Source organism: Bradyrhizobium liaoningense (genome assembly GCF_018130785.1).
In the GTDB taxonomy this organism is placed as follows: Bacteria; Pseudomonadota; Alphaproteobacteria; order Rhizobiales; family Xanthobacteraceae; genus Bradyrhizobium; species Bradyrhizobium liaoningense_A.
Map to the genome: position 1 here is coordinate 18,053 of NZ_JAFCJT010000015.1, position 20,192 is coordinate 38,244.

Here is a 20,192-nt window from a genome sequence, read left to right on the forward strand (position 1 = left end):
AACGGGATCGACCGCGCCGCAGGTGCTGCCGCGCCGTCCAGGCGAGCCCCATCCAGACCGCGAGCAAGAGCGCGATGACGGCCAGCCCCCAAGGATTCGTCGCCATGCAAAAAATCTGACCTAAGTCTGCGGAATGCCGAAGTTTTGCAAATTACCTCTCTATCAAAGCGCGATTTCAGCTTTGGGTTCCGGGAGCTGTCCACGAAATCGGCGCATCCGGCGCTTTTTTTGGGCTGCCGCTGTGCCATAGTGCGCGCTGCAAGCAAGTAACGGATGATACCGGCCATGCCGCCAGGCGCCTCGCCCCGCTCCCCCAAGGATATCGAATATACCAAGCTGTCCTCACCCAGCGTTTTCCTGGTGCGGATGCTGGTCTTTCTGGTGCTGTGCACCCTGGTCGGCGTGGTGCTCTACAAGCAGATCATCCAGGCCTTCTTCGCCAATCCCGGCCTCAATGCCCTGATCGGCGGCGTGCTGTTCATCGGCATCATCCTGGCCTTCCGCCAGGTGATCCGGCTCTACCCCGAAGTCTCTTGGGTCAACAATTTCCGCATCGCCGATCCCGGCCTTGCGCCGTCCCGGCACCCGAAACTGCTGGCGCCGATGGCGATGATCCTGGGCGGCGAGCGCACCGGGCGGATGACGATCACCCAGACCACCATGCGGCACCTGCTCGATTCGATCGCGACCCGCCTGGACGAGGCCCGGGACATCTCCCGCTACATGACCGGCTTGCTGGTCTTCCTCGGCCTGCTCGGCACCTTCTGGGGCCTGATCGAGACGGTCGGCTCGGTCGGCAAGGTGATCGACGGGCTCAAGGTCGGCAGCGATTCCGGGGCCCTGTTCGACACACTGAAGGAGGGACTGGCCGCCCCGCTCGGCGGCATGGGCATCTCGTTCTCGAGCTCGCTGTTCGGCCTCGCCGGCTCGCTGATCCTGGGCTTCCTCGACCTGCAATCGAGCCAGGCGCAGAACCGCTTCTACACCGATCTGGAAGACTGGCTCGCCACCACCGTGCGCGAATACGGCCGCGGCGAAGTTGCCGTCGCCGCCGGTGGCGGGGGCGGCGTTGCCAGCGGCGAGCTTCAGGCCGCCGTCGAGCGGCTGCGCTCGGTGCTCGAGGAAGGCAGCGCCAGCCGCGGAACCACCGCGGCGATGGCGAGCCTTGCCGAAGCCATCCAGGCGCTGGTCTCGCACATGCGGACCGAGCAGCAGATGATTCGCGAATGGGCCGACGGCCAGGGCGAGCAGAACCGCGAGATCCGCCGCCTGCTGGAGCGCCTCGCGCGCCAACCCGAGAAGGGTTAGCGACATGGCTCTAGCGCGCGGCCGCCGCAGCGATGGCGCCTTCAACTACTGGCCGGGATTCGTCGACGCGCTGTCGACGCTGGTGCTGTCGATCGTGTTCCTGCTGTCGGTGTTCCTGGTCGTGCAGTTCTTCCTGTCGCAGGAGGTCACCGGCAAGGACAAGGCGCTGGAGCAGCTCAACGCCAAGATCGCCCAGCTCAACGAGCTCCTGTCGCTGGAAAAGCTCGGCAAGCTCACGCTCGACGACCAGGTCTCGCAATTGAAGGCGGGCCTCGCCTCGGCCGAGACCGAGCGCGATCGCATCAAGGGCCTCTATGACGGCCTGGCTGCTGCCGGCAACGACGCGCAGGGCAAGACCTCGGAGCTCGGCAAGGCGCTCGACTCGGAGAAGGCCGTCTCGGCGCGGGCGCTGGCGCAGATCGAGGTGCTGAACCAGCAGATCAGCGCGCTGCGGCGGCAACTGGCGGCGCTGGAAGAGGCGCTCGACGCCAGCGAGAAGCGCGACAAGGAATCGCAGAACCGGATCGCCGATCTGGGATCTCGCCTGAATGTTGCCTTGGCGCAGCGCGTGCAGGAATTGTCGCGCTATCGCTCGGAGTTCTTCGGCCGCCTGCGCGCCATTCTCGGCAACCGCCCTGACATCCGCATCGTCGGCGACCGCTTCGTGTTCCAGTCCGAAGTGTTCTTCGACACCGGCCAGGCGGTGCTTCTGCCCGAGGGCCGCGCCGAGCTCGACACCCTGGCAGCCGCGCTGATCGAGCTCGACAAGAAGATCCCGAGCGATCTCCCCTGGGTGCTGCGCGTCGACGGCCATACCGACGTACGCCCGGTCACCGGCCCGAACTTCAAGTCGAACTGGGACCTGTCCGCGGCGCGCTCGATCTCGGTGGTGCAGTATCTGGTCTCGCTCGGCGTGCCCGCCCAGCGCCTCGTCGCCGCCGGCTTCGGCGAATTCCAGCCGCTCGACACCGCCAACACGGAAGAAGCCTACAAGCGCAACCGCCGCATCGAGCTGAAGCTGACGGAGCGGTAGTGAGCGCCCTCCGCCTCCGCCCCTACCGCCCCGAGGACGAAACCGCCTCGATCGACCTTTGGCATCGCACCTGGCAGCAGGCCTATCCGCAGATCGATTTCGCCGCGCGGCTCGAATGGTGGCGCGAGCGCTGGCGCAAGGATCTGGTGCCGAAAGCCTCGATCGTCGTCGCCGAACAAGACGGCGTGCTGACCGGCTTCGTCACCATCGACGGCGAAGGCTATCTCGACCAGCTCGTGGTCGATCCCGCTCACTGGGGCTCGGATGCAGCAAGGTTGCTGGTGGACGAGGCCAAGCGCCTGTCACCGTCAGGCATCACGCTGCTCGTCAACAAGGACAATGCCCGCGCCATCCGCTTCTACGAGCGCAACGGCTTTGCGCATGCCGGCGACGATCTGAACCCGACCTCGGGACGGCCGGTGCTGAAGATGGCATGGCGGGCGTGACGCCGGTCACCCAGGGATCCCCGGACGTCGGTTATTCGTTGCCCCCGTGGGAGCAGCGATGACAGGCGGATGGAGACGATCGATGCGGCTGAGCAACCTGGCCAAGGGGTCTTCGGTCTTTCTGGGCGTCATCGTCGCCGGATTTTTATCGACGGCCTATGTCGACCAGCGTTTTGTCGCGCCGGCGAAGACGGCGAGTGCGCCGGCTCCGACCGGCACCCCCGATCCAACGATCGGCCCTGCTTCATCGGCCTGCGTCGGCGAGGACGGGAGCTGGAAGAACTGGCCGTGGCCGAATGTGCCGGCGCTGTCGCCGAAGTGCCGATAACGTCCGCTATGTCATTCCCCGCCACCGGGTCTCGCCTTCGGCGAGCCCGATGACAGGCTCCGGCCGGGGATCCAGTATGCGGCAGTTTCTCGATTGATCACGACCGTCTCGGAGTACTGGATCACCCGCCTTCGCGGGTGATGACACCGTGATCGGGGCGGCGATCGCGGCGCCTCACGCCCCCTCGAACTGCAGCCTCGCGAGCCTCGCATAAAGCCCGTTCGCCGCCACGAGTTCCGCATGCGTGCCCTGCTCGACGATCTTGCCGTGCTCCATCACCAGGATGCGGTCGCAGGAGAGGACGGTTGCCAGGCGATGTGCGATCACGAGCGTGGTGCGGTGGCGCATCAGCTCTTCGAGTGCGGTCTGCACCAGCGTCTCGCTTTCGGCGTCGAGCGCGGAGGTGGCTTCATCGAGCAGCAAGAGCGGCGCATCGCGCAGGATCGCGCGGGCAATCGCGATGCGCTGGCGCTGGCCGCCGGACAGCGTCACACCGCGCTCGCCGAGCGGGGTGTCGAAACTTTCGGGCAGGCGGCGGATGAACTCGGCGGCATGCGCGAGTTCGGCAGCACGCTCGACCTCGGCGTCGGTCGCATCGGGCCGGCCGAAGCGGATGTTCTCGCGGGCGCTTGCGGCGAACACGTTGGATTCCTGCGGCACCAGCGCGATGCGGGAACGGAAATCACGCGGATCGGCGGACTTCACCGGCACGCCGTCGAGCGAGATCGCGCCGCCCCGCGGATCGTAGAAGCGCAGCAGCAGATGGAAGATCGTGCTCTTGCCGGCGCCTGAGGGGCCGACGATCGCGACCTTCTCGCCGGGGCGCACGGTGAACGACACGGCATCGAGCACATTGACGTCGGGCCGCGCCGGATAGGAGAAGCTGACCTGGTCGAAGCCGACCTCGCCGCGTGCCGGCACCGGCAGCGCGCGCGGCGCTGCGGGCGCCTTGATCTCGGGCTGCACATGCAGGATCTCGAACAGGCGCTCGGCCGCGCCGGAGGCAGCCGAGACTTCGCCCCAGACCTCGCTGAGCTGGCCGAGGCCCGCCGCAGCGAAGGCCGCATAGAGCACGAACTGGCCGAGCCGGCCCGGCGAGATCGTGCCGATCAGGACGTCATGCGAGCCGATCCAGAGGATCGCGACCACGCTGGCGAACACGATGAAGATGATGATGGCGGTGAGCACCGCGCGCGCCTGCGTGGACGTGCGCGCGGCTTCATAGGCCTGCTCGACCTCGCCACCAAAACGCTTCTCGGCGAGCCCTTCGCTGGTATAGGCCTGCACGGTGCGGATGGCGCCGACCAGCTCGCCCGCATAGGCCGAAGCGTCGGCCAGCGTGTCCTGCGCGTTGCGCGACAGACGCCGCACCCAGCGCCCGAACGCGACCAGCGGCAGCACGATCAGGGGAATGGCGAGAAGCACGAAGCCGGATAGCCGCGGGCTGGTGATCACCATCATCGCCGCTGCGCCGAAGAACATCATGAGATTGCGCAGCGCGATCGACACGGAGGCACCGACCGCGGATTTGATCTGGGTGGTGTCGGCCGTGAGCCGCGACACCAGCTCACCGCTGCGCGCGGAATCGAAGAAGGCCGGCGAGAGCGAGAGCAGATGGGCGAAGACGTCGCGCCTGAGATCGGCGACGATGCGCTCGCCGATCGTCATCACGAGGTAGTAGCGCGCGGCACTGGCGAGCGCGAGCACCGCGACGACTGCGATCATCACCGAGAAGTAGTTGTTGATCATCGCGATGCCTTCCGGCGTCAGGCCGAAATCGATCATCCGGCGCACCGCGATCGGCACCAGCAGCGTGGTCAGCGCTGCGACCGTCAGCGCGACAAAGGCCAGCGCCGCCCGGCCGCGATAGCGGGCCACATAGGGGGCGAGCGCAAGCAGCGGCCGCAGCTTGGCGCGGCCCTTGGCGGGCTGCTCGATCAGCTCGGCTTCGATGGACGGGGCCTCGGGCGCAGCGCGCTCGTCGCGGTACTGGTCGTCAAGCCGTTCCACAGCGCTCATGAGATCGGACCCAAGGAGATAAGTTAGCTCCACATAGGCCGCGGCAGGGGGAGTGGCAAATCCGGGATGTCCCTTAGGGGACGGCCCGGTTCTCCTTTGCCCACAATGGCTTGTTTTACGGGGTCCCGTAGGGTATAGACCCCGCCAAATCCGTCATCGATAGTCACTCAACCGAGAGGCGCCGGGCGCCGGCGAATTGCCATGAAAGCCGAAATTCATCCGAATTATCATACGATTAAGGTCGTGATGACCGACGGAACCGAGTACCTGACCCGCTCGACCTGGGGCAAGGAAGGCGACACGCTGAACCTCGACATCGACCCGAAGTCGCACCCGGCCTGGACCGGCGGCAACGCGCAGATGCTGGATCGCGGTGGCCGCGTCTCGCGCTTCCAGAAGAAGTTTTCGGGCTTTCTCAAAAAGGATTGATCCGGCCCTCACGGCTGGAAACGAAAAACGCCCCCGGGAGACCGGGGGCGTTTTTGTTTCTGGGCAGGACCGCGAATTCGTAAGGTGGGCAAGGCGAAAGCGTGCCCACCACTTCTTGTCACGATTCCGAAAGACAGATGGTGGGCACGGCGCTTCGCGCCTTTGCCCACCCTACGACAGCTGCGCTTACCGCTCGAACGCGGCCTTCAGCGCGTTGAGCTGCGGCACCAGCGGGTTGCCGATCGCCACGTATTCGACCGGCGGGGTGTGGATGGTGGTGTCCAGGCGGCGCACGCGGGTCTGAAGACTCATCGAGCGATGGATCAGGTCCTGGAGCTGCGAGGGCAGCTTCTCGATGGTGTCGGACGGGCCGGGATCCGCGGCGGTGAGCTTGACCTTGGTCTTCTCGCGATTGGCCTGGCTCAGCGTCATCTCGCCTTCCTTCACCGCGCGGTGCAGCAGCAGCCACGAGGCGAGCTGCATCAGTCGCGTGGTCAGACGCATGCTCTCGGTCGCATAGGTGAGGCTGACGGCACGATCGAGCGCCTTGGCCTCGGTGCGGCCAGCGCCATCGAGATAGGCGGCAGTCTCTTCGACCAGGTCCATGCCCTCACGGAACAGGACGCCGAACGCCGCAGAATTGGTGAACCGCTCGCTGAGTTGAACGAGGGCACCCTCGGCTTGCAAACGTTCCATGGTTAACGCCCCTTACGCAACTGTCTACCCACCCGGCTTTGGCGCCGGCTTATGATGAACAAATCATTGCGCGGGCGGGACGCGGAGTCCAGCGACAAGCGCGGATATGGTTTCCGCGGGTCTTTCCTCGGAATTCAACCGGAACGAGACGCAAAAAAGGCAAAAAAAGAGCCGCCGGAGACCGGCGGCTTTGAAAGTTGATAACAGGGAGGCGTCAAACAGAGTGGACAGGAGCCACTCGGTGTCCAAACGAGGACAGTTCCAGTCATAAAGTGAAAAGCTTAATCGACCGTAAACGAACGAATTTTTTGAGGGTTCGTTAGCCATGTCGGCCAGAGGCCGAGTGCGCTGCGGAACAAACTCTCCGTCATGCCCGGGCTTGTCCCGGGCATCCACGTTCTTCGTCGCTGTTGGAAAGAAAACGTGGACGGCCGGGACGAGCACGGCCACGACGCCGTGGAAGCGGCACGCGTTACGCTGTCGAATTCTACTTCTTGAAAAAACTATCCGCCGCATCGCGCGAGGCGCGCTTTTTGGTAGCGGCCTCTTCCAGCCTTGCGATCTCGGTGTTGAGCAGCGCGACGCGCTCTGTCAGTTCCTCCACAGACAACAGGGAGAGATCCTGTCCGATTTCATGGCTGACCTTCTTGCGCGGCTTGTCGTCGTCCTCGATGGCCATGTGTCCTCCCGGGCAGTCCTGTCCTGAACGACGCCGATCTGGCGCTTTCCGAGCCGAAATGGTATCGCTTCTCCACAAGGAGAATTTGCAGTGACTTTCGCGAGCGCGCAACACCTGACGCGAATGCCCCGGCCCAACCGCAAGGAGGTTGACCGGACGGGATAAGCGCGCGTCCACGCGCGTGAGGCATGAGCCGACCCCAAGCCCTTCCGATCATGCGGGAGGGCTTTTGATTTTTCGTCGGTCGGCATCACCAAACGCGAAAGACCGCAGTCATGACCAAAATTCTCATCACCAGTGCCCTTCCCTACGTGAACGGCGTCAAGCATCTCGGCAATCTCATAGGCTCGCTCCTCCCTGCCGATGTCCACGCCCGCTTCAGGCGGCAGATCGGCGACGACGTGCTCTTCATCTGCGCCACCGACGAGCACGGCACGCCGGCTGAGCTCGGCGCCGTTCGCGCCGGACAGGATGTCCGCACTTTCTGCGACGCGCAGCACGCAATCCAGGCCGACATCTACCGCCGGTTCGGCCTCTCCTTCGACCATTTCGGGCGAACCAGCTCGCCACAGAACAGCGCTCTGACACAGCACTTCTATCGCAGGCTCGAGGATGGCGGATTGATCGAGGAACGCAAGTTGCCGCAGGTCTGGTCACCCACGGACGGCCGCTTCCTGCCGGACCGCTACGTGCTCGGCACCTGCCCGCATTGTGGCGACCCGTCCGCGCGCGGTGATCAATGTGACCAGTGTGGCGCGCTGCTCGATCCGCCCGAACTGATCGACCCGCGATCTGCGCTGTCGGGCGACCGGACGCTGGAAGTCCGCGAAAGCCGCCATCTGTTCCTGCGCCAGTCGCAGCTTGTGGCCACGTTGAGTGCCTGGATCGACAGCCGCTCCGGCTGGCCTTCCTTCGTGGTGTCCACCGCGAAAGGCTGGCTGACAGCCGACCTGCGCGATCGCTGCATCACGCGCGATCTGGCCTGGGGTATCCCGGTTCCGCGGCAGGGATTCGACGACAAGGTCTTCTATGTCTGGTTCGACGCGCCCATCGGTTACATCGCAGCCACCCAGGAATGGGCTGCCATCGCGCCGGGCCGTGACTGGCGAAAATGGTGGTGGCAGGCCGATGACGTCCGCTACGTCCAGTTCCTCGGCAAGGACAACATCCCATTCCACACCGTGAGCTTCCCGGCGACGCTGATTGGCTCGAATGAGCCCTGGAAGACTGTGGACGTGATCAAGGGATTCCACTGGCTCAATTACGAGGGCGGCAAGTTCTCGACCAGCCGCAATCGGGGCATCTTTACCGACCAGGCCCTGGACGAATTGCCCGCCGATCTCTGGCGCTGGTGGTTGATCGCCAACGCGCCCGAAAGCGCCGACACCGATTTCATCGTCGCCAGATTCGTCGCCGATGTGAACAAGGATCTCGCCGACATCTTCGGCAACCTCGTCAATCGCATTGTCAGCTTCGCCCATCGGGCCTTCGACGGCCAAATTCCGGAAGGCGGCGCTCCTGGCGAGGCCGAGCACCTGCTCGCACGCGAACTGGAGCAGCGTATCGCGACGTTGCGACGGCACCACAAGGCCCTCGAGTTTCGTGCAGCGGCGGCCGCGACGCGCGCGATCTGGGATGTGGCGAACGCATACCTGCAGCATGCCGCGCCGTGGACAGCCCTCAAGTCCGATCGGCTTCGCGCAGCGATCGTGACGCGAACGGGCCTCAATCTGGTCCGCACCTGCGCTGTGCTGGCGTGGAGTATCGTACCCAGCCTGTCGGAAAATGTGCTGTACGCCTTCGGTGGCGAAGATGCCGTGCCACGCTGGCCCCGTGGCCCAATCGCGGACCTGCTCGACGGCGGCGCCGGCACAGCGATCGCGCCGATCGGTCCACTGGTCGAAAAAATCTCTCCCGAAAGAGCAAGCCATTTGGCGGAGCGGTTCGGGCCCTAATGTCGTTTCACTTCGGCGGAAAAAGGCGATATGCCATCCGCCGAATTCATTCATCCAAGGACACATCATGGACAAGCTGCCCGCGCAAATGACCGTGGTCGCCATCTCCAAGCCCGGCGGACCGGAGGTGCTGGTGCCGGAACAACGGGCGCTGCCGCAACCCGGCCCCGACGAGATTCTGGTCAAGGTGCAGGCCGCGGGCGTCAACCGGCCCGACGTGGCGCAGCGCTCCGGCGCCTACCCGCCGCCGCCCGGCGCCAGCGACCTGCCGGGGCTCGAGATCGCGGGCGAAGTGGTGGCGGTCGGCAGCAACGCCAAGCGGCACAAGATCGGCGACAAGGTGATGTCGCTCGTCGCCGGTGGCGGCTATGCGCAGTACTGCATCGCCCAGGACGCCCAGGCGATGAGCGTCCCGCCGGCGCTGTCGATCAAGGAAGCCGGCGCGCTGCCGGAAACCCTGATGACGGTCTGGCACAACGTGTTCGAGCGCGGCGGCCTGAAGGCCGGCGAGACGCTGCTGATCCATGGCGGCTCCTCCGGCATCGGCACCATGGCGATCCAGCTCGCGAAAGCGTTCGGCGCCAAGGTGTTCGTCACCGTGGGATCGCAGGACAAGATCGATGCCTGCCTCAAGCTCGGGGCCGACCGCGCCATCAATTACAAGACCGAAGACTTCGTCGCCGTGGTCAAGGCGGAGACGAACAATACCGGCGCCAATCTGATCCTCGACATGGTCGCCGGCGACTATGTCGACCGCAACTATGATGCCGCCGCGGTCGACGGCCGCATCGTGCAGATCGCAACCCTCAATGGCCCCAAGGTCAGCGTCAACATCGCCAAGGTGATGGTGAAGCGCCTCACCCATACCGGCTCGACGCTGCGCCCCCGTAGTAATGCGGACAAGGCGGCGATGGTGGCCGCAATCGAGGCGAAAGTGATGCCGCTCTTGCGCGAAGGCCGCGTCAAGCCGCTGATGGACAGCACTTTCCCGCTGGAAAAGGCATCCGATGCGCACCGGCGCATGGAGACTTCGGCACATATTGGCAAAATTGTGTTGGAGGTCTAGGCCAACGGCCCACGGGGCGAGGCGGAAACCCTTTGATTTTCCTCGCTTTCGTGGCATCTATCGCGACGCGCCGAACCATCTTGTTCCGTTCGGAAAACGCCTTGCACTGACGATCCTGCACTGAAGAGTTTGCGTCGAACGCGGAGAACTGACCTTGCGTCTGATCAGGTGCCTCGCGCCCATAGCGCTGGGCCTCATGATTCTCGTCGCCGCGTCCCCGGCGCGCGCGCTGGACGCCGTCAGCGTCCGCGGCGATGCGCCCGCAATCGACCTCACCGGAGTGCTCGAGCATCAGCGCAGTGACGCCGACCGCATCCAGGTCTCGACCGCGCCCGGTACCGACGGCATCGTCCGCCGCATCGAGGTGCGCGCGCGCGAAGGCGGCCAGAACTGGGTGGTGTTCGCGCTCGCCAACAACACCGATGACCAGCTCGACCGCCTGATCGTCGCCCCGCATTACCGCATCGTCTCGTCGGGCCTGCTCTGGCCCGACCTCGGCCTCTCGCGCATCGCGACCATCACGCCGTCGATCGGCGACCGCCCGGAACGCCAGGAGAGCGCGACGGCCGACGTGTTCCGCATCACGCTCGATCCCGGCGCCGTCGTCACCTTTGTCGCGGAGTTGCGCACCGACAAGCTGCCGCAGCTCTATTTGTGGGAGCCGGAAGCCTACAAGGACAAGGTCAACTCGTTCACGCTTTACCAGGGCATCGTGATCGGCATCTCCGGGCTTTTGGCGCTCGTTCTCACCATTCTGTTCGTGGTGAAGGGCAGCATCATGTTCCCGGCCGCCGCGGCGCTGGCCTGGGCGGTGCTGGTCTATATCGGCGTCGATTTCGGCTTCTGGGGCAAGGTGCTCGACATGTCGAACAACGCCGAGCGCATCTGGCGCGCGGCGGGCGAAGCGATTTTGGCGGCGACGCTGCTGGTGTTCCTTTTCGCCTATCTCAACCTCAGTCGATGGCATGTGCGCTATTCGCACATCACCGTCGGCTGGCTCGCGTTCCTGGGCTCCCTCGTTGCGCTCGCCCTGTTCGATCCGGCTGTGGCGTCCGGCATCGCGCGCATATCGCTGGTGCTGATCGCCTTCGCGGGCTTCGCGCTGATCGTCTATCTCTCCACCCACGGCTTCGACCGCGCCGTGCTGCTGATCCCGACCTGGTTCCTGCTGGTGGTCTGGGTGGTCGCGGCCGGCATGACGGTCGCGGGCTCCGTCACCAACGACATCGTCGGCCCGGCCCTGCTGGGCGGCCTCGTGCTGATCGTGATGCTGATCGGCTTCACGGTGATGCAGCACGCTTTCGCCGGCGGCGGCGCCAGCACGGGGGTCGTCTCCGACATCGAGCGACGGGCGCTGGCGCTGGCCGGTTCCGGCGATCTGATCTGGGATTGGGACGTGTCCGCCGACAAGGTCTTCACCAGTCCCGAGACCGAGGCCCTGCTCGGCCTCAAGCGCGGCACGCTGGAAGGCCCGGCGGCGTCCTGGCTCGAAGTGCTGCATCCGCTCGATCAGGACCGTTTCCGCGCCGCGCTCGACAGCGTGCTCGACCAGCGCCGCGGCCGCCTGGTGCAGGATTTCCGGCTGCGCACGCCGGACGGTCATTTCATGTGGTTCGCCCTGAAGGCGCGCCCGGTGGTCGGCTCGGACGGCGAGGTCTCGCGCGTCGTCGGCACGCTCACCGACGTCACCGAGCTGCGCAACGCCGAGGAGCGCCTGCTGCACGATTCCGTGCATGACAACCTCACCGGCCTGCCCAACCGAAAACTGTTCATGGACCGGCTGGGTGCGGTCGCGCATTTCGCCAAGACCATGCCGACGCTGCGGCCGACGCTGATGGTGATCGACCTCGACCGCTTCAAGCAGGTCAACGATTCCGTCGGCATCGCGGTCGGCGACTCGATCCTGCTGACGCTTGCCCGCCGACTCACCCGCATCCTGAAGCCGCAGGACACGCTGGCGCGGCTTGCCGGCGACCAGTTCGGCCTGATCCTGCTCTCGGAGCAGGACCCTGCCCGCATCACCGCCTTCGCCGAGACCATCCGCAAGACCATCCGTGCCCCGATCGCCTTCAACGACCGCGAGATTTTTCTCACTGCCTCGATCGGGCTGGCGCTCTCCGATCCTCAAACCCAGTTGACGGACGAGATCATCAAGGACGCCGAGCTTGCGATGTATCATTCCAAGCGCATCGGCGGTGACCGCATCGACGTCTACAAGCCCGCCATGCGCGCGCGAAAGACCGACCGCCTGACGCTGGAGAGCGAGCTGCGCCGCGCCATCGAGCGGCAGGAGCTCACGATCCTGTACCAGCCGATCGTGCGGCTGGAAGATCGTTCGATCGCCGGCTTCGAGGCACTGGCGCGCTGGGATCATCCGAAGCTCGGGCGCATGGCGCCGTCGGAATTCATCAGCATCGCGGAAGAGACCGGCCTGATCGTCGACCTCGGCATGTTCGTGCTCGACCAGACCGCAAAGCAGCTTTCGGTGTGGCAACGCGCGATGCGCTCGCGCGAGCCGATCTTCGCCTCCGTCAACGTGTCCTCGCGGCAATTGCTGCGCCACGATCTGATCCACGACATCCGCACCGTGCTGTCGCGCTCCTCGGTGGCGCGGGGTACGCTGAAGCTGGAATTGACGGAATCGCTGGTGATGGAGAACCCGGAGCACGCAGCCCAGATGCTGACGCGCATCCGCGAGCTCGGCACCGGACTGTCGCTCGACGATTTCGGCACCGGCCATTCGTCGCTGGCCTATCTCCAGCGCTTCCCGTTCGACACCATCAAGATCGACCAGTCCTTCGTGCGCACCACCAACCGCGGCACCCGTCCGGTGATCCTGAAGTCGATCATCGCGCTCGCGCACGACCTCGGCATGGACGTGGTCGCGGAAGGCGCCGAGACCGATTCCGATGCCGTCGAGCTCTACCAGATGGGCTGCGAATACGCGCAGGGCTTTGCCTTCGGCGAGCCCATGGATGCGGACGCGGCGATGCGGTTGCTGACGGAAGTGCGGCTGGAAGCGGCGAGCTAGCGCTTATCTTCTTCCGCTCTCCTCCCGGAAAGGGTCGCTCGCGAAGCGAGCGGGGTGCCGCACCGGCGCGCTGATGCCGGGCTTGATCCAGATCAATGGACCCTGCTCGACCACCATGAAAAATGGCACGCAGCATGCTATCCAGAACGGCTTCGTCATCGAGGTCGCTGGGCTCGCAGCTGCCGTTCTCAGAATGAGCAGACCACGCGCGTCTTTCTCAGGAGTCACGGATGACCCGGCACATTTTCTACGCGATCACCCTCATCGGCACCGGAATGTTCCTCGCCTCATCGGCCGAAGCAGTGACAGCCGCACGATGTGAGGATCGAGGCGCAAATTGCATCGGCACATGTGCCAACTACACCGGCGGGGCCGGTGACTTTCGAGGGCACCAGAACACATGCGTGCGCGCCTGCGACCGGCAGACGAGCAGATGCCTGATCCGAGCCCATATCTCTGACGAACGCTGGCCCGGTAATCGCCAATGAAGGCCGTGGTTCTACATTTGAGCAAACGCTTCGGCCAACACTTGGGCTAACGCCCCCCGTCTCGGGCTGGCGGCGCACCGCGTCCGGCTGACCTAGCCTGGCTTGCGTCGTAGACCCGCGACCAAACAAAGCCCCACCAGCAGCGAGATCGCGGCAAGACCGCCCCAGACCAAACCGGCCTGTTCGAGATAGACATCCTGCGAGACCGGGTCGTAGCAGCGGCCGAGCTCGTTGAAACAGTCGCGCCAGCGCCAGTAGCGGGCCTCGAAGGCGAGTGCGAACAGCACGCCTGTTGCAATCAGGGCTGCGCCAAAAATCCCCCTTAGCCAGCGCAGAATCATGCGGCGTCAGCTCACCTGCGCTGCTTCTTCCTGGTGAACCGCACGCTCTGGCCATCGGGCATCCGGGTCGCCACGAAACCCGCGGCGAGGCACGCTTCGCGCTGCGGCATCTGGATGTCGGGGCTGCGCAAGCTGTCCCACCATGAGGCGCGGTTCGCCGCGCGCGGCAGGGCCGCGCCGATGATCTCCTCGATCTGCTCGAAGCTCAGCACGAATTCCGTCTGCTTCTGCCGCATCAGGTAATCCCGCAGCGTGTCGTAATCGTTCACAATCGTCCTCTCGTCCCAGCTCCGCTGCCCAAAAGCGATGCCCGCGGAAACCAATTCTTAACTCATTGCGGCAGCGCCGTCCCGGCTTAAACACTACGCAAGCTTTCGGGCGCATCCACTAGTGTCGGGAGCAATCGATGCAGTCTGGATGGCGTGAAGTCACGACCCGCCTGCCGTGGCGCATTTTTTCGGCGAAGCTGCTGATCATATCGTCCGTCGTGACGGTGATCGGATTTTCCGCCATTTGCGTCAACGTCATGCTGGACATGCGCCGCGGCGAGGAGGCCCTCGCGCGCCAGACGCTGGAAAATCTGGCCACCTCCATCGAAGCAGATATCAGCCGCAACATCGAGATCTACGATCTCTCCCTGAAGGCGGTCGCCAGCAACATGCTGCTGCCGGAGATCAACACGGCCTCGAAGCCGATCCGTCACCTGATCCTGTTCGACCACGCGACCACGGCGAGGCACTTCGGTGCCATCCAGGTGTTCGATGCCGACGGCAAGCTGACCATCGACGCCTCCACGCTCGATCCCCTGCCGGAGAACCGGAGCGAGGAGGATTACTTCAGGGTTCATCGCGACGATCCCGGCGCCGGCCTCTTCATCAGCCGTCCGATGCTGTTCCGCGGCGCCTATTCCATCGTGCTGAGCCGGCGCATCAGCGATACCGACGGCGGCTTCCTGGGCGTCGTCACCGGCTCGATCCGCTTCAGCTATTTCCACGAATTGTTCGAGCGCCTGAACCTCGATCCCGACGATACCATCACCGTGCTCAAGCGCGATCGCACCATCATGATGCGGCGGCCGTTCGATCTCGACATCATCGGCAAGAATCTCGGGACGCAGCCGAGCTGGAAGGCCGACAATCTCAAGGCCGGCGGGGCCTATGCGGGCCAGGGCCCGGTGGACGCGACGCCGCGCCTCTACGTCCGCAGCACCGGCACGGGTCCGCTATTCGTGGTGGCGGGAAAGCCGCTGGCCGCGGTGTTCGAGCTCTGGCAGAAGGAAGCCTACCGCATCGGCGCCGTGGTCCTGGCGCTCATCCTGTTCATGCTGGCCTCCTCGCTCGTGCTCGCCCGCGAGATCGGCCGGCGCGCCGAAGCCGAGCGCAAGCTCGAGGAGATGGCGACGACGGATGCGCTCACCGGCCTGAAGAACCGCCGCAAGTTCGACCAGGTCATCGACGTCGAATGGCGCCGCGCGATGCGCCAGAAGGCGTCGGTCGCGCTGCTGATGATCGATGCCGATCACTTCAAGGCCTACAACGACACGTTCGGCCACCAGGCCGGCGACCAGGTGCTGGTCGGCATCGCCATCTGCATTTCCGATTCGGTGCGGCGGTCCGGCGACTGCGCCGCGCGCTATGGCGGCGAGGAATTCGCGGTACTGCTGCCGAACACCTCGGCCGCCGAGGCCTTCAATATCGCCGAGACGATCCGCGGCAAGGTGCGGGGCTGGTCCGACGATCAGACGACGTCGACGGTCTCCTGCGGCATTGCGAGCTTCGTTCCCACCACCGGCACGGATTGGCCGATCCTGGTCGCCGCCGCCGACAAGGCGCTCTATGCGGCGAAAGCCGGCGGCCGCAACCAGTCGGTGGTCGCGAGCCTTCCGAAGCTGTCGCTGGTGGCGTGAGACGCTCTCCCGCCGTCATTGCGAGGAGCTCTTGCGACGAAGCAATCCAGATTGTTTCCACGGAAAGATACTGGATTGCTTCGCTTCGCTCGCAATGACGAAGGGCAGCTACTGCTCCAGATACTTCTTCATCTCCGCGATCAGGCCGTCGCGCAGTTCCGGCCGCTTCAGGCCGTAGGCGATGTTGGCGCGGAGGAAGCCGGGCTTGGAGCCGCAATCATGGCGCTCGCCCTCGAACTCGACGCCGTAGAATTTCTGCGACTTGGCGAGCCCGATCATGGCGTCGGTGAGCTGGATCTCGCCGCCGGCGCCGCGCTCCTGGGTCTCCAGGATCTTGAAGATCTCCGGCTGGAGGATGTAGCGGCCGGTGATGGAGAGATTGGAGGGCGCAGTGCCCTTGGCCGGCTTCTCGACCATGCCGTCGACCTCGAACATCTTGCCGGTGCGCTTGCCGACGCCGCAGATGCCGTATTGGTGGGTGAGATGGTCAGGCACCGCCTCGACCGCGATGACGTTGGATTTCTCGCCGAGCGATGAAGCCGTCTCGATCATCTGCTTCAGGCAGCCGGTGGTGTTGAGCACGAGTTCGTCGGGCAGCACGACCGCGAACGGCTCGTTGCCGACGATGTCGCGCGCACACCACACCGCGTGGCCGAGGCCGAGCGGCGCCTGCTGGCGGGTGAAGCTGACGGCGCCGGCCTCCGGCTGGTTCTGCGCCAGGATCTCCTGCTCGGCCTTCTTGCCGCGCGCGGCGAGCGTCGCGTCGAGCTCGAACATCTTGTCGAAATGATCTTCGATGACGTTTTTGTTGCGGCCGGTGACGAAGATGAAATGCTCGATGCCGGCTTCCCGCGCCTCGTCATAGACGTACTGGATCAGCGGCTTGTCGACGATGGTCAGCATTTCCTTCGGCATCGCCTTGGTGGCGGGCAGGACGCGGGTGCCGAGGCCGGCGACGGGGAATACGGCTTTGCGAATTTTCATGGGACAGATCGAATACCTGAGGACGTGAACGGAGCAATGGCATCTTGCTAGCTTGTTTGCAGCCGCTAACAAAGGCGGATGTGGGGCCTCGCGCTCACAGAGTTGAGAAAAAGGCCGACACCAAAATTTCACCTTTGTTAAGCTATTGGCAACCGGTACCGGCCTCCTGAAGGCGGATTTTCGGCCGGACAGGCGAGGTATGATGCAATCAGTGGCAGGGCCGGCGAAACGTGCTGGATTTGTGACCGGCGCAACGATGGTTGCGGCCGCCTTGCTGCTGCCTGTCAGCGCGCACGCGCAGGCGCAGAACGGCCTGTCGAACCTGTTCGGCGGCATTTTCTCCGGCCCGAATCCGGCGCCCTCGCAAGCCCCGCCCGGCGGCGCGCAGACCGGACCCCAACCTTGGACCGGCGAAGACGGCGCCTCCGGCCATCCGCTGATGACGGCCGCCGCGATCCGCGAGGCGGCCTCCAACTTCAACAATTGCGTCGCGGGGATGTGGCCCGATGCCGCACGCCGCAACATCACGCAGGAGAATTTCCAGCGTTTCACGGCGGGGCTCTCACCCGATCTGCGCATCATGGACCTGATGGACTCGCAGCCGGAGTTCACCAAGTCGATCTGGGACTATCTCGACATTCTCGTGAACGACAACCGCCTCGCCAAGGGCCGCGAGGTCCTCGCCAAATACAAGGCGCAGTTCGACGCCACCGAAAAGGCGACCGGCGTCGACCGCTACATCATCGCCTCGATCTGGGGCATCGAGTCCAATTACTCGACGCAGATGGGCGACCGCAGCGTGCTGCAATCGACCGCGACGCTCGCCTGCATCGGCCGCCGCCAGGCCTATTTCAGGGACGAGTTTCTCTCCGCGCTGGAGATCCTCAACCGCGGCGATCTCAGGCCTGAGCAGATGCGCGGCTCCTGGGCCGGCGCCTTCGGCCCGACCCAGTTCATGCCGACCGCGTTCAAGCGCTTTGCCGTGGACGGCGATGGCGACGGACGACGCGACGTCGTCGACAATCCCACCGACCTGATCGCCTCGACCGCCAACAATCTGAAGAAGGACGGCTGGCAGGCCGGCCAGACCTGGGGCTACGAGGTCGTGGTGCCGCAGGGTTTCAACTACATGCTGGCCGATCGCGCCAAGGCGATGACGATGGCGCAGTGGGAGAAGCTAGGGCTCAAGCGCCCGACCAGCCAGCCCTTCCCGCATCCGGCGGAGAAAGCCTATCTGCTGGCCCCGGCCGGCGCGCAGGGCCCGGGCTTCCTGATGCTGCAGAATTACCGGGTCATCATGAAGTACAACCCCGCCGAGGCCTATGCGCTCGCGATCGGCCATTTCGCCGACCGCCTGCGCGGCGGCCAGCCCTTCGTGCAGCCCTGGCCGCGGCAGGAGCGCGAGCTGTCCCGCACCGAGCGGCTGGAACTCCAGCAGCTCCTGGCGCAGCGCGGCTTCTACAAGGGCACCCCCGACGGCCAGTTCGGCGGCCAGACCCGGGAAGCCTTACGCAATTTCCAGGCCTCGATCGGGGTCCCCGCCGACGGATTTGCCTCCTCGGACGTGCTGGATCGCCTCCGCGGGCGGTAAAATCGCGCCGAAAGTAACCCTGAACAGGGATTTTGCCTGATCGTCTTGACGGGGGCGGCTGTTCCCCGGTGTATGGCAGAAGAATCTGCAAAGAGAATATGCCCGTTTGGCGCCTGATTCCGTTATTATATCGAGCCTGTCCCGATCCCTATTGCACGTGCCTGAGATCGCATGTCGAAGCCAAAGTCTTTCTTCAAGGCGCTGACCGAGACCGGCCCGTTGATCGCGCTGGGGACGGCGCTTGCGATCCTGGTCTCCGTCGCGGGACCCGCCTCGGCGCAGTTCTTCAATTTCCCCGGCTTCGGCGGTCCGCCGCAACGCTCGGCCCCGCCGCCGCGCCAGGGTGGCGGCGGATGGTTCGGCGGCGACTTCTTCCAGCCGTTCCAGCAGCAACAGCCGCAAGCGCCGCGCCAGGATTTTTCGCGCGCGCCGGCACCTAGCAAGCGCGACACCACGCCCGACAAGAACGTGCTCGTCATCGGTGACGCCATGGCCGACTGGCTCGCCTACGGCCTAGAAGACGCCTACACCGAGCAGCCCGACATGGGCGTGATCCGCAAGCACAAGACCACGTCCGGCCTGATCAAGTACCAGCCGAAGGGTGAGCCCGCGGACTGGGCGGCGGCTGCGAAGGGTATCCTCGATACCGAGAAGCCCGAAATCATCGTCGTCATGCTCGGCCTCAACGACCGCATCTCGATCCGCGAGGCCGCGCCCGACAAGGCCTCGGACAAGGACAAGAAGAACGACAAGGGCGCGCGCGGCAAACCGCCTGCGAAGCCCGGCGATGCTAAGCCCGACACCGCCGCCAAGCCGGACGACAAGCCGGCCGACGCCGACCTGCCGCAGGACGATGCCGACAACGCCGATGCGCCGGCGGCCGCGGCGCCCGAGAAGACCGCACGCAATCCGAACGGCCTCTACGAATTCCGCGACGAGCGCTGGGTCGAGCTCTACGGCAAGAAGATCGAGGAGCTGGCTAACGTCCTCAAGAGCAAGGGCGTGCCGGTGCTCTGGGTCGGCCTGCCCGCGATCCGCGGTCCGAAAGGCACGGCGGACATGCTGTTCCTGGATTCGCTCTATCGCGAAGGCGCGGCCAAGGCCGGCATTACCTATGTCGATGTCTGGGACGGCTTTGTCGACGAAGCCGGCCGCTTCCTCCAGAAGGGCCCGGACTTCGAAGGCCAGATCCGCCAGCTCCGCAGCTATGACGGCGTCTATTTCACAAAGGCCGGCGCACGCAAGCTCGCCCACTATGTCGAGCGCGAGATCACGCGCCTGCTCGCCGGACGCTCCGGCCCAATTGCGCTGCCGAGCGAACCAGCGACCCCCGACACCAGCGCCGAGCCTGGCAAGCCGGCGCCGCGGCCGCTGGCGGGACCGATCGTGCCGCTGGTTGCGGCCTCGATCTCGACCGATCAATTGCTCGGCGGCCCGGGCACACGTCCCGCCGCCGTCGATGCGCTCGCCGCGAGGACGATGGTGAAGGGTGAGCCGCTGGCCGCGCCCGCCGGCCGCGCCGACGATTATGCCTGGCCGCGCCGCGAAGTCGGCCGCGAGCAGGCAAAGGGCGATACGCCGATGGCGGCGACGACGCCCGACGGCAGCATTCCCAATGCATCGGGCACGCCGGGAGCAGCCGCGGCGATCGCGCCGCCAAAGCCGCCCGCGCCGAAGAAGCCGCCGGTGGTACAGCAGCCGGCCCAGGCAACGCCGTCATTCCGCGATTTCTTCGGCTTCGGCTCTCCGCAGCCACCGCCGCGTCAATTCGCGCCGGCGCCGCGCAACCCGAATCCCAATCCCGCGATCCTGCGCCCGCCTGGTAACGTCGGGCGATCGGCGGAGATGTTCCGGTAGTTTTTCACCGATGATTTGAGATGTCATTCCGGGGC

17 protein-coding genes are annotated in these 20,192 nt (G+C 65.2%); 11 read left to right on the plus strand and 6 right to left on the minus strand.

From position 1 onward, the window contains the following. Positions 1–285 precede the first annotated feature (285 nt). The 4 genes from JQ627_RS25535 to JQ627_RS25550 all read left to right on the plus strand — a co-directional run bounded on the left by JQ627_RS25535 (position 286) and on the right by JQ627_RS25550 (position 3,115). Complete coding sequence (locus JQ627_RS25535; RefSeq protein WP_212486857.1) at positions 286–1,308, plus strand: flagellar motor protein MotA; 1,023 nt, start codon at positions 286–288, stop codon at positions 1,306–1,308. A 4-nt stretch (positions 1,309–1,312) separates the two neighbouring features. Next, positions 1,313–2,341 carry a peptidoglycan -binding protein gene (locus JQ627_RS25540; protein ID WP_212486858.1) on the plus strand — a complete coding sequence of 343 codons (1,029 nt, stop codon included), beginning with the start codon at positions 1,313–1,315 and terminating at the stop codon, positions 2,339–2,341. Then, positions 2,341–2,787, plus strand: a complete 447-nt coding sequence (locus JQ627_RS25545) for a GNAT family N-acetyltransferase (RefSeq protein ID WP_212486859.1) — start codon at positions 2,341–2,343, stop codon at positions 2,785–2,787. The genes JQ627_RS25540 and JQ627_RS25545 overlap by 1 nt, the downstream gene beginning before the upstream one ends. Positions 2,788–2,869: 82 nt before the next feature. Continuing rightward, a complete protein-coding gene (locus tag JQ627_RS25550; RefSeq protein WP_212486860.1) occupies positions 2,870–3,115 on the plus strand; it encodes a hypothetical protein in 246 nt (81 codons plus the stop codon). Positions 3,116–3,289: 174 nt separating this feature from the next. Here the strand turns inward: JQ627_RS25550 and JQ627_RS25555 are convergent, their stop codons facing one another. Continuing rightward, complete coding sequence (locus JQ627_RS25555) at positions 3,290–5,134, minus strand: ABC transporter ATP-binding protein/permease (protein ID WP_212486861.1); 1,845 nt, start codon at positions 5,132–5,134, stop codon at positions 3,290–3,292. 201 nt (positions 5,135–5,335) lie between these two features. On the opposite strand from JQ627_RS25555, the gene rpmE reads away from it, so the two are divergent. Further along, entirely contained in the window at positions 5,336–5,563 is a 228-nt protein-coding gene (gene rpmE, locus JQ627_RS25560; RefSeq protein ID WP_008137002.1) for a 50S ribosomal protein L31, read from the plus strand. Between the two features lie 186 nt (positions 5,564–5,749). Here the strand turns inward: rpmE and JQ627_RS25565 are convergent, their stop codons facing one another. Next, the gene (locus JQ627_RS25565) at positions 5,750–6,259 is read right to left on the minus strand and encodes a DUF1465 family protein (RefSeq protein ID WP_212486862.1); all 510 of its coding nucleotides are present in this window, start codon (positions 6,257–6,259) and stop codon (positions 5,750–5,752) included. A 487-nt stretch (positions 6,260–6,746) separates the two neighbouring features. Further along, positions 6,747–6,938 carry a DUF1192 domain-containing protein gene (locus tag JQ627_RS25570; protein WP_028148424.1) on the minus strand — a complete coding sequence of 64 codons (192 nt, stop codon included), beginning with the start codon at positions 6,936–6,938 and terminating at the stop codon, positions 6,747–6,749. 275 nt (positions 6,939–7,213) lie between these two features. Between JQ627_RS25570 and metG the strand changes: the two genes are divergently transcribed. From metG to JQ627_RS25585, 3 genes are all read left to right on the plus strand, one after another. Further along, on the plus strand, positions 7,214–8,893 hold the full coding sequence (gene metG / locus JQ627_RS25575) for a methionine--tRNA ligase (RefSeq protein ID WP_212486863.1): 1,680 nt from the start codon (positions 7,214–7,216) through the stop codon (positions 8,891–8,893). A 67-nt stretch (positions 8,894–8,960) separates the two neighbouring features. Continuing rightward, positions 8,961–9,959, plus strand: a complete 999-nt coding sequence (locus tag JQ627_RS25580; RefSeq protein ID WP_212486864.1) for an NAD(P)H-quinone oxidoreductase — start codon at positions 8,961–8,963, stop codon at positions 9,957–9,959. Positions 9,960–10,113: 154 nt separating this feature from the next. Then, entirely contained in the window at positions 10,114–12,990 is a 2,877-nt protein-coding gene (locus JQ627_RS25585) for an EAL domain-containing protein (protein WP_212486865.1), read from the plus strand. A 580-nt stretch (positions 12,991–13,570) separates the two neighbouring features. On the opposite strand, the gene JQ627_RS25590 is transcribed toward JQ627_RS25585, so the two are convergent. Then, entirely contained in the window at positions 13,571–13,819 is a 249-nt protein-coding gene (locus JQ627_RS25590) for a hypothetical protein (protein WP_212486866.1), read from the minus strand. Positions 13,820–13,830: 11 nt separating this feature from the next. Further along, positions 13,831–14,088, minus strand: a complete 258-nt coding sequence (locus JQ627_RS25595; protein WP_212486867.1) for a hypothetical protein — start codon at positions 14,086–14,088, stop codon at positions 13,831–13,833. A 137-nt stretch (positions 14,089–14,225) separates the two neighbouring features. On the opposite strand from JQ627_RS25595, the gene JQ627_RS25600 reads away from it, so the two are divergent. Then, positions 14,226–15,725, plus strand: a complete 1,500-nt coding sequence (locus JQ627_RS25600) for a diguanylate cyclase (protein WP_212486868.1) — start codon at positions 14,226–14,228, stop codon at positions 15,723–15,725. Between the two features lie 108 nt (positions 15,726–15,833). Here JQ627_RS25600 and galU read toward each other — a convergent pair whose 3' ends face one another. Further along, positions 15,834–16,709, minus strand: a complete 876-nt coding sequence (galU, locus tag JQ627_RS25605; RefSeq protein WP_212486869.1) for a UTP--glucose-1-phosphate uridylyltransferase GalU — start codon at positions 16,707–16,709, stop codon at positions 15,834–15,836. A gap of 202 nt (positions 16,710–16,911) precedes the next feature. On the opposite strand from galU, the gene JQ627_RS25610 reads away from it, so the two are divergent. Next, on the plus strand, positions 16,912–18,300 hold the full coding sequence (locus JQ627_RS25610; protein WP_409363817.1) for a lytic murein transglycosylase: 1,389 nt from the start codon (positions 16,912–16,914) through the stop codon (positions 18,298–18,300). A gap of 171 nt (positions 18,301–18,471) precedes the next feature. Beyond that, positions 18,472–20,157 (plus strand): SGNH family hydrolase, encoded by a 1,686-nt coding sequence (locus tag JQ627_RS25615; RefSeq protein ID WP_212486871.1) that lies wholly within the window; start codon positions 18,472–18,474, stop codon positions 20,155–20,157. The last annotated feature ends 35 nt before the right edge of the window (positions 20,158–20,192 follow it).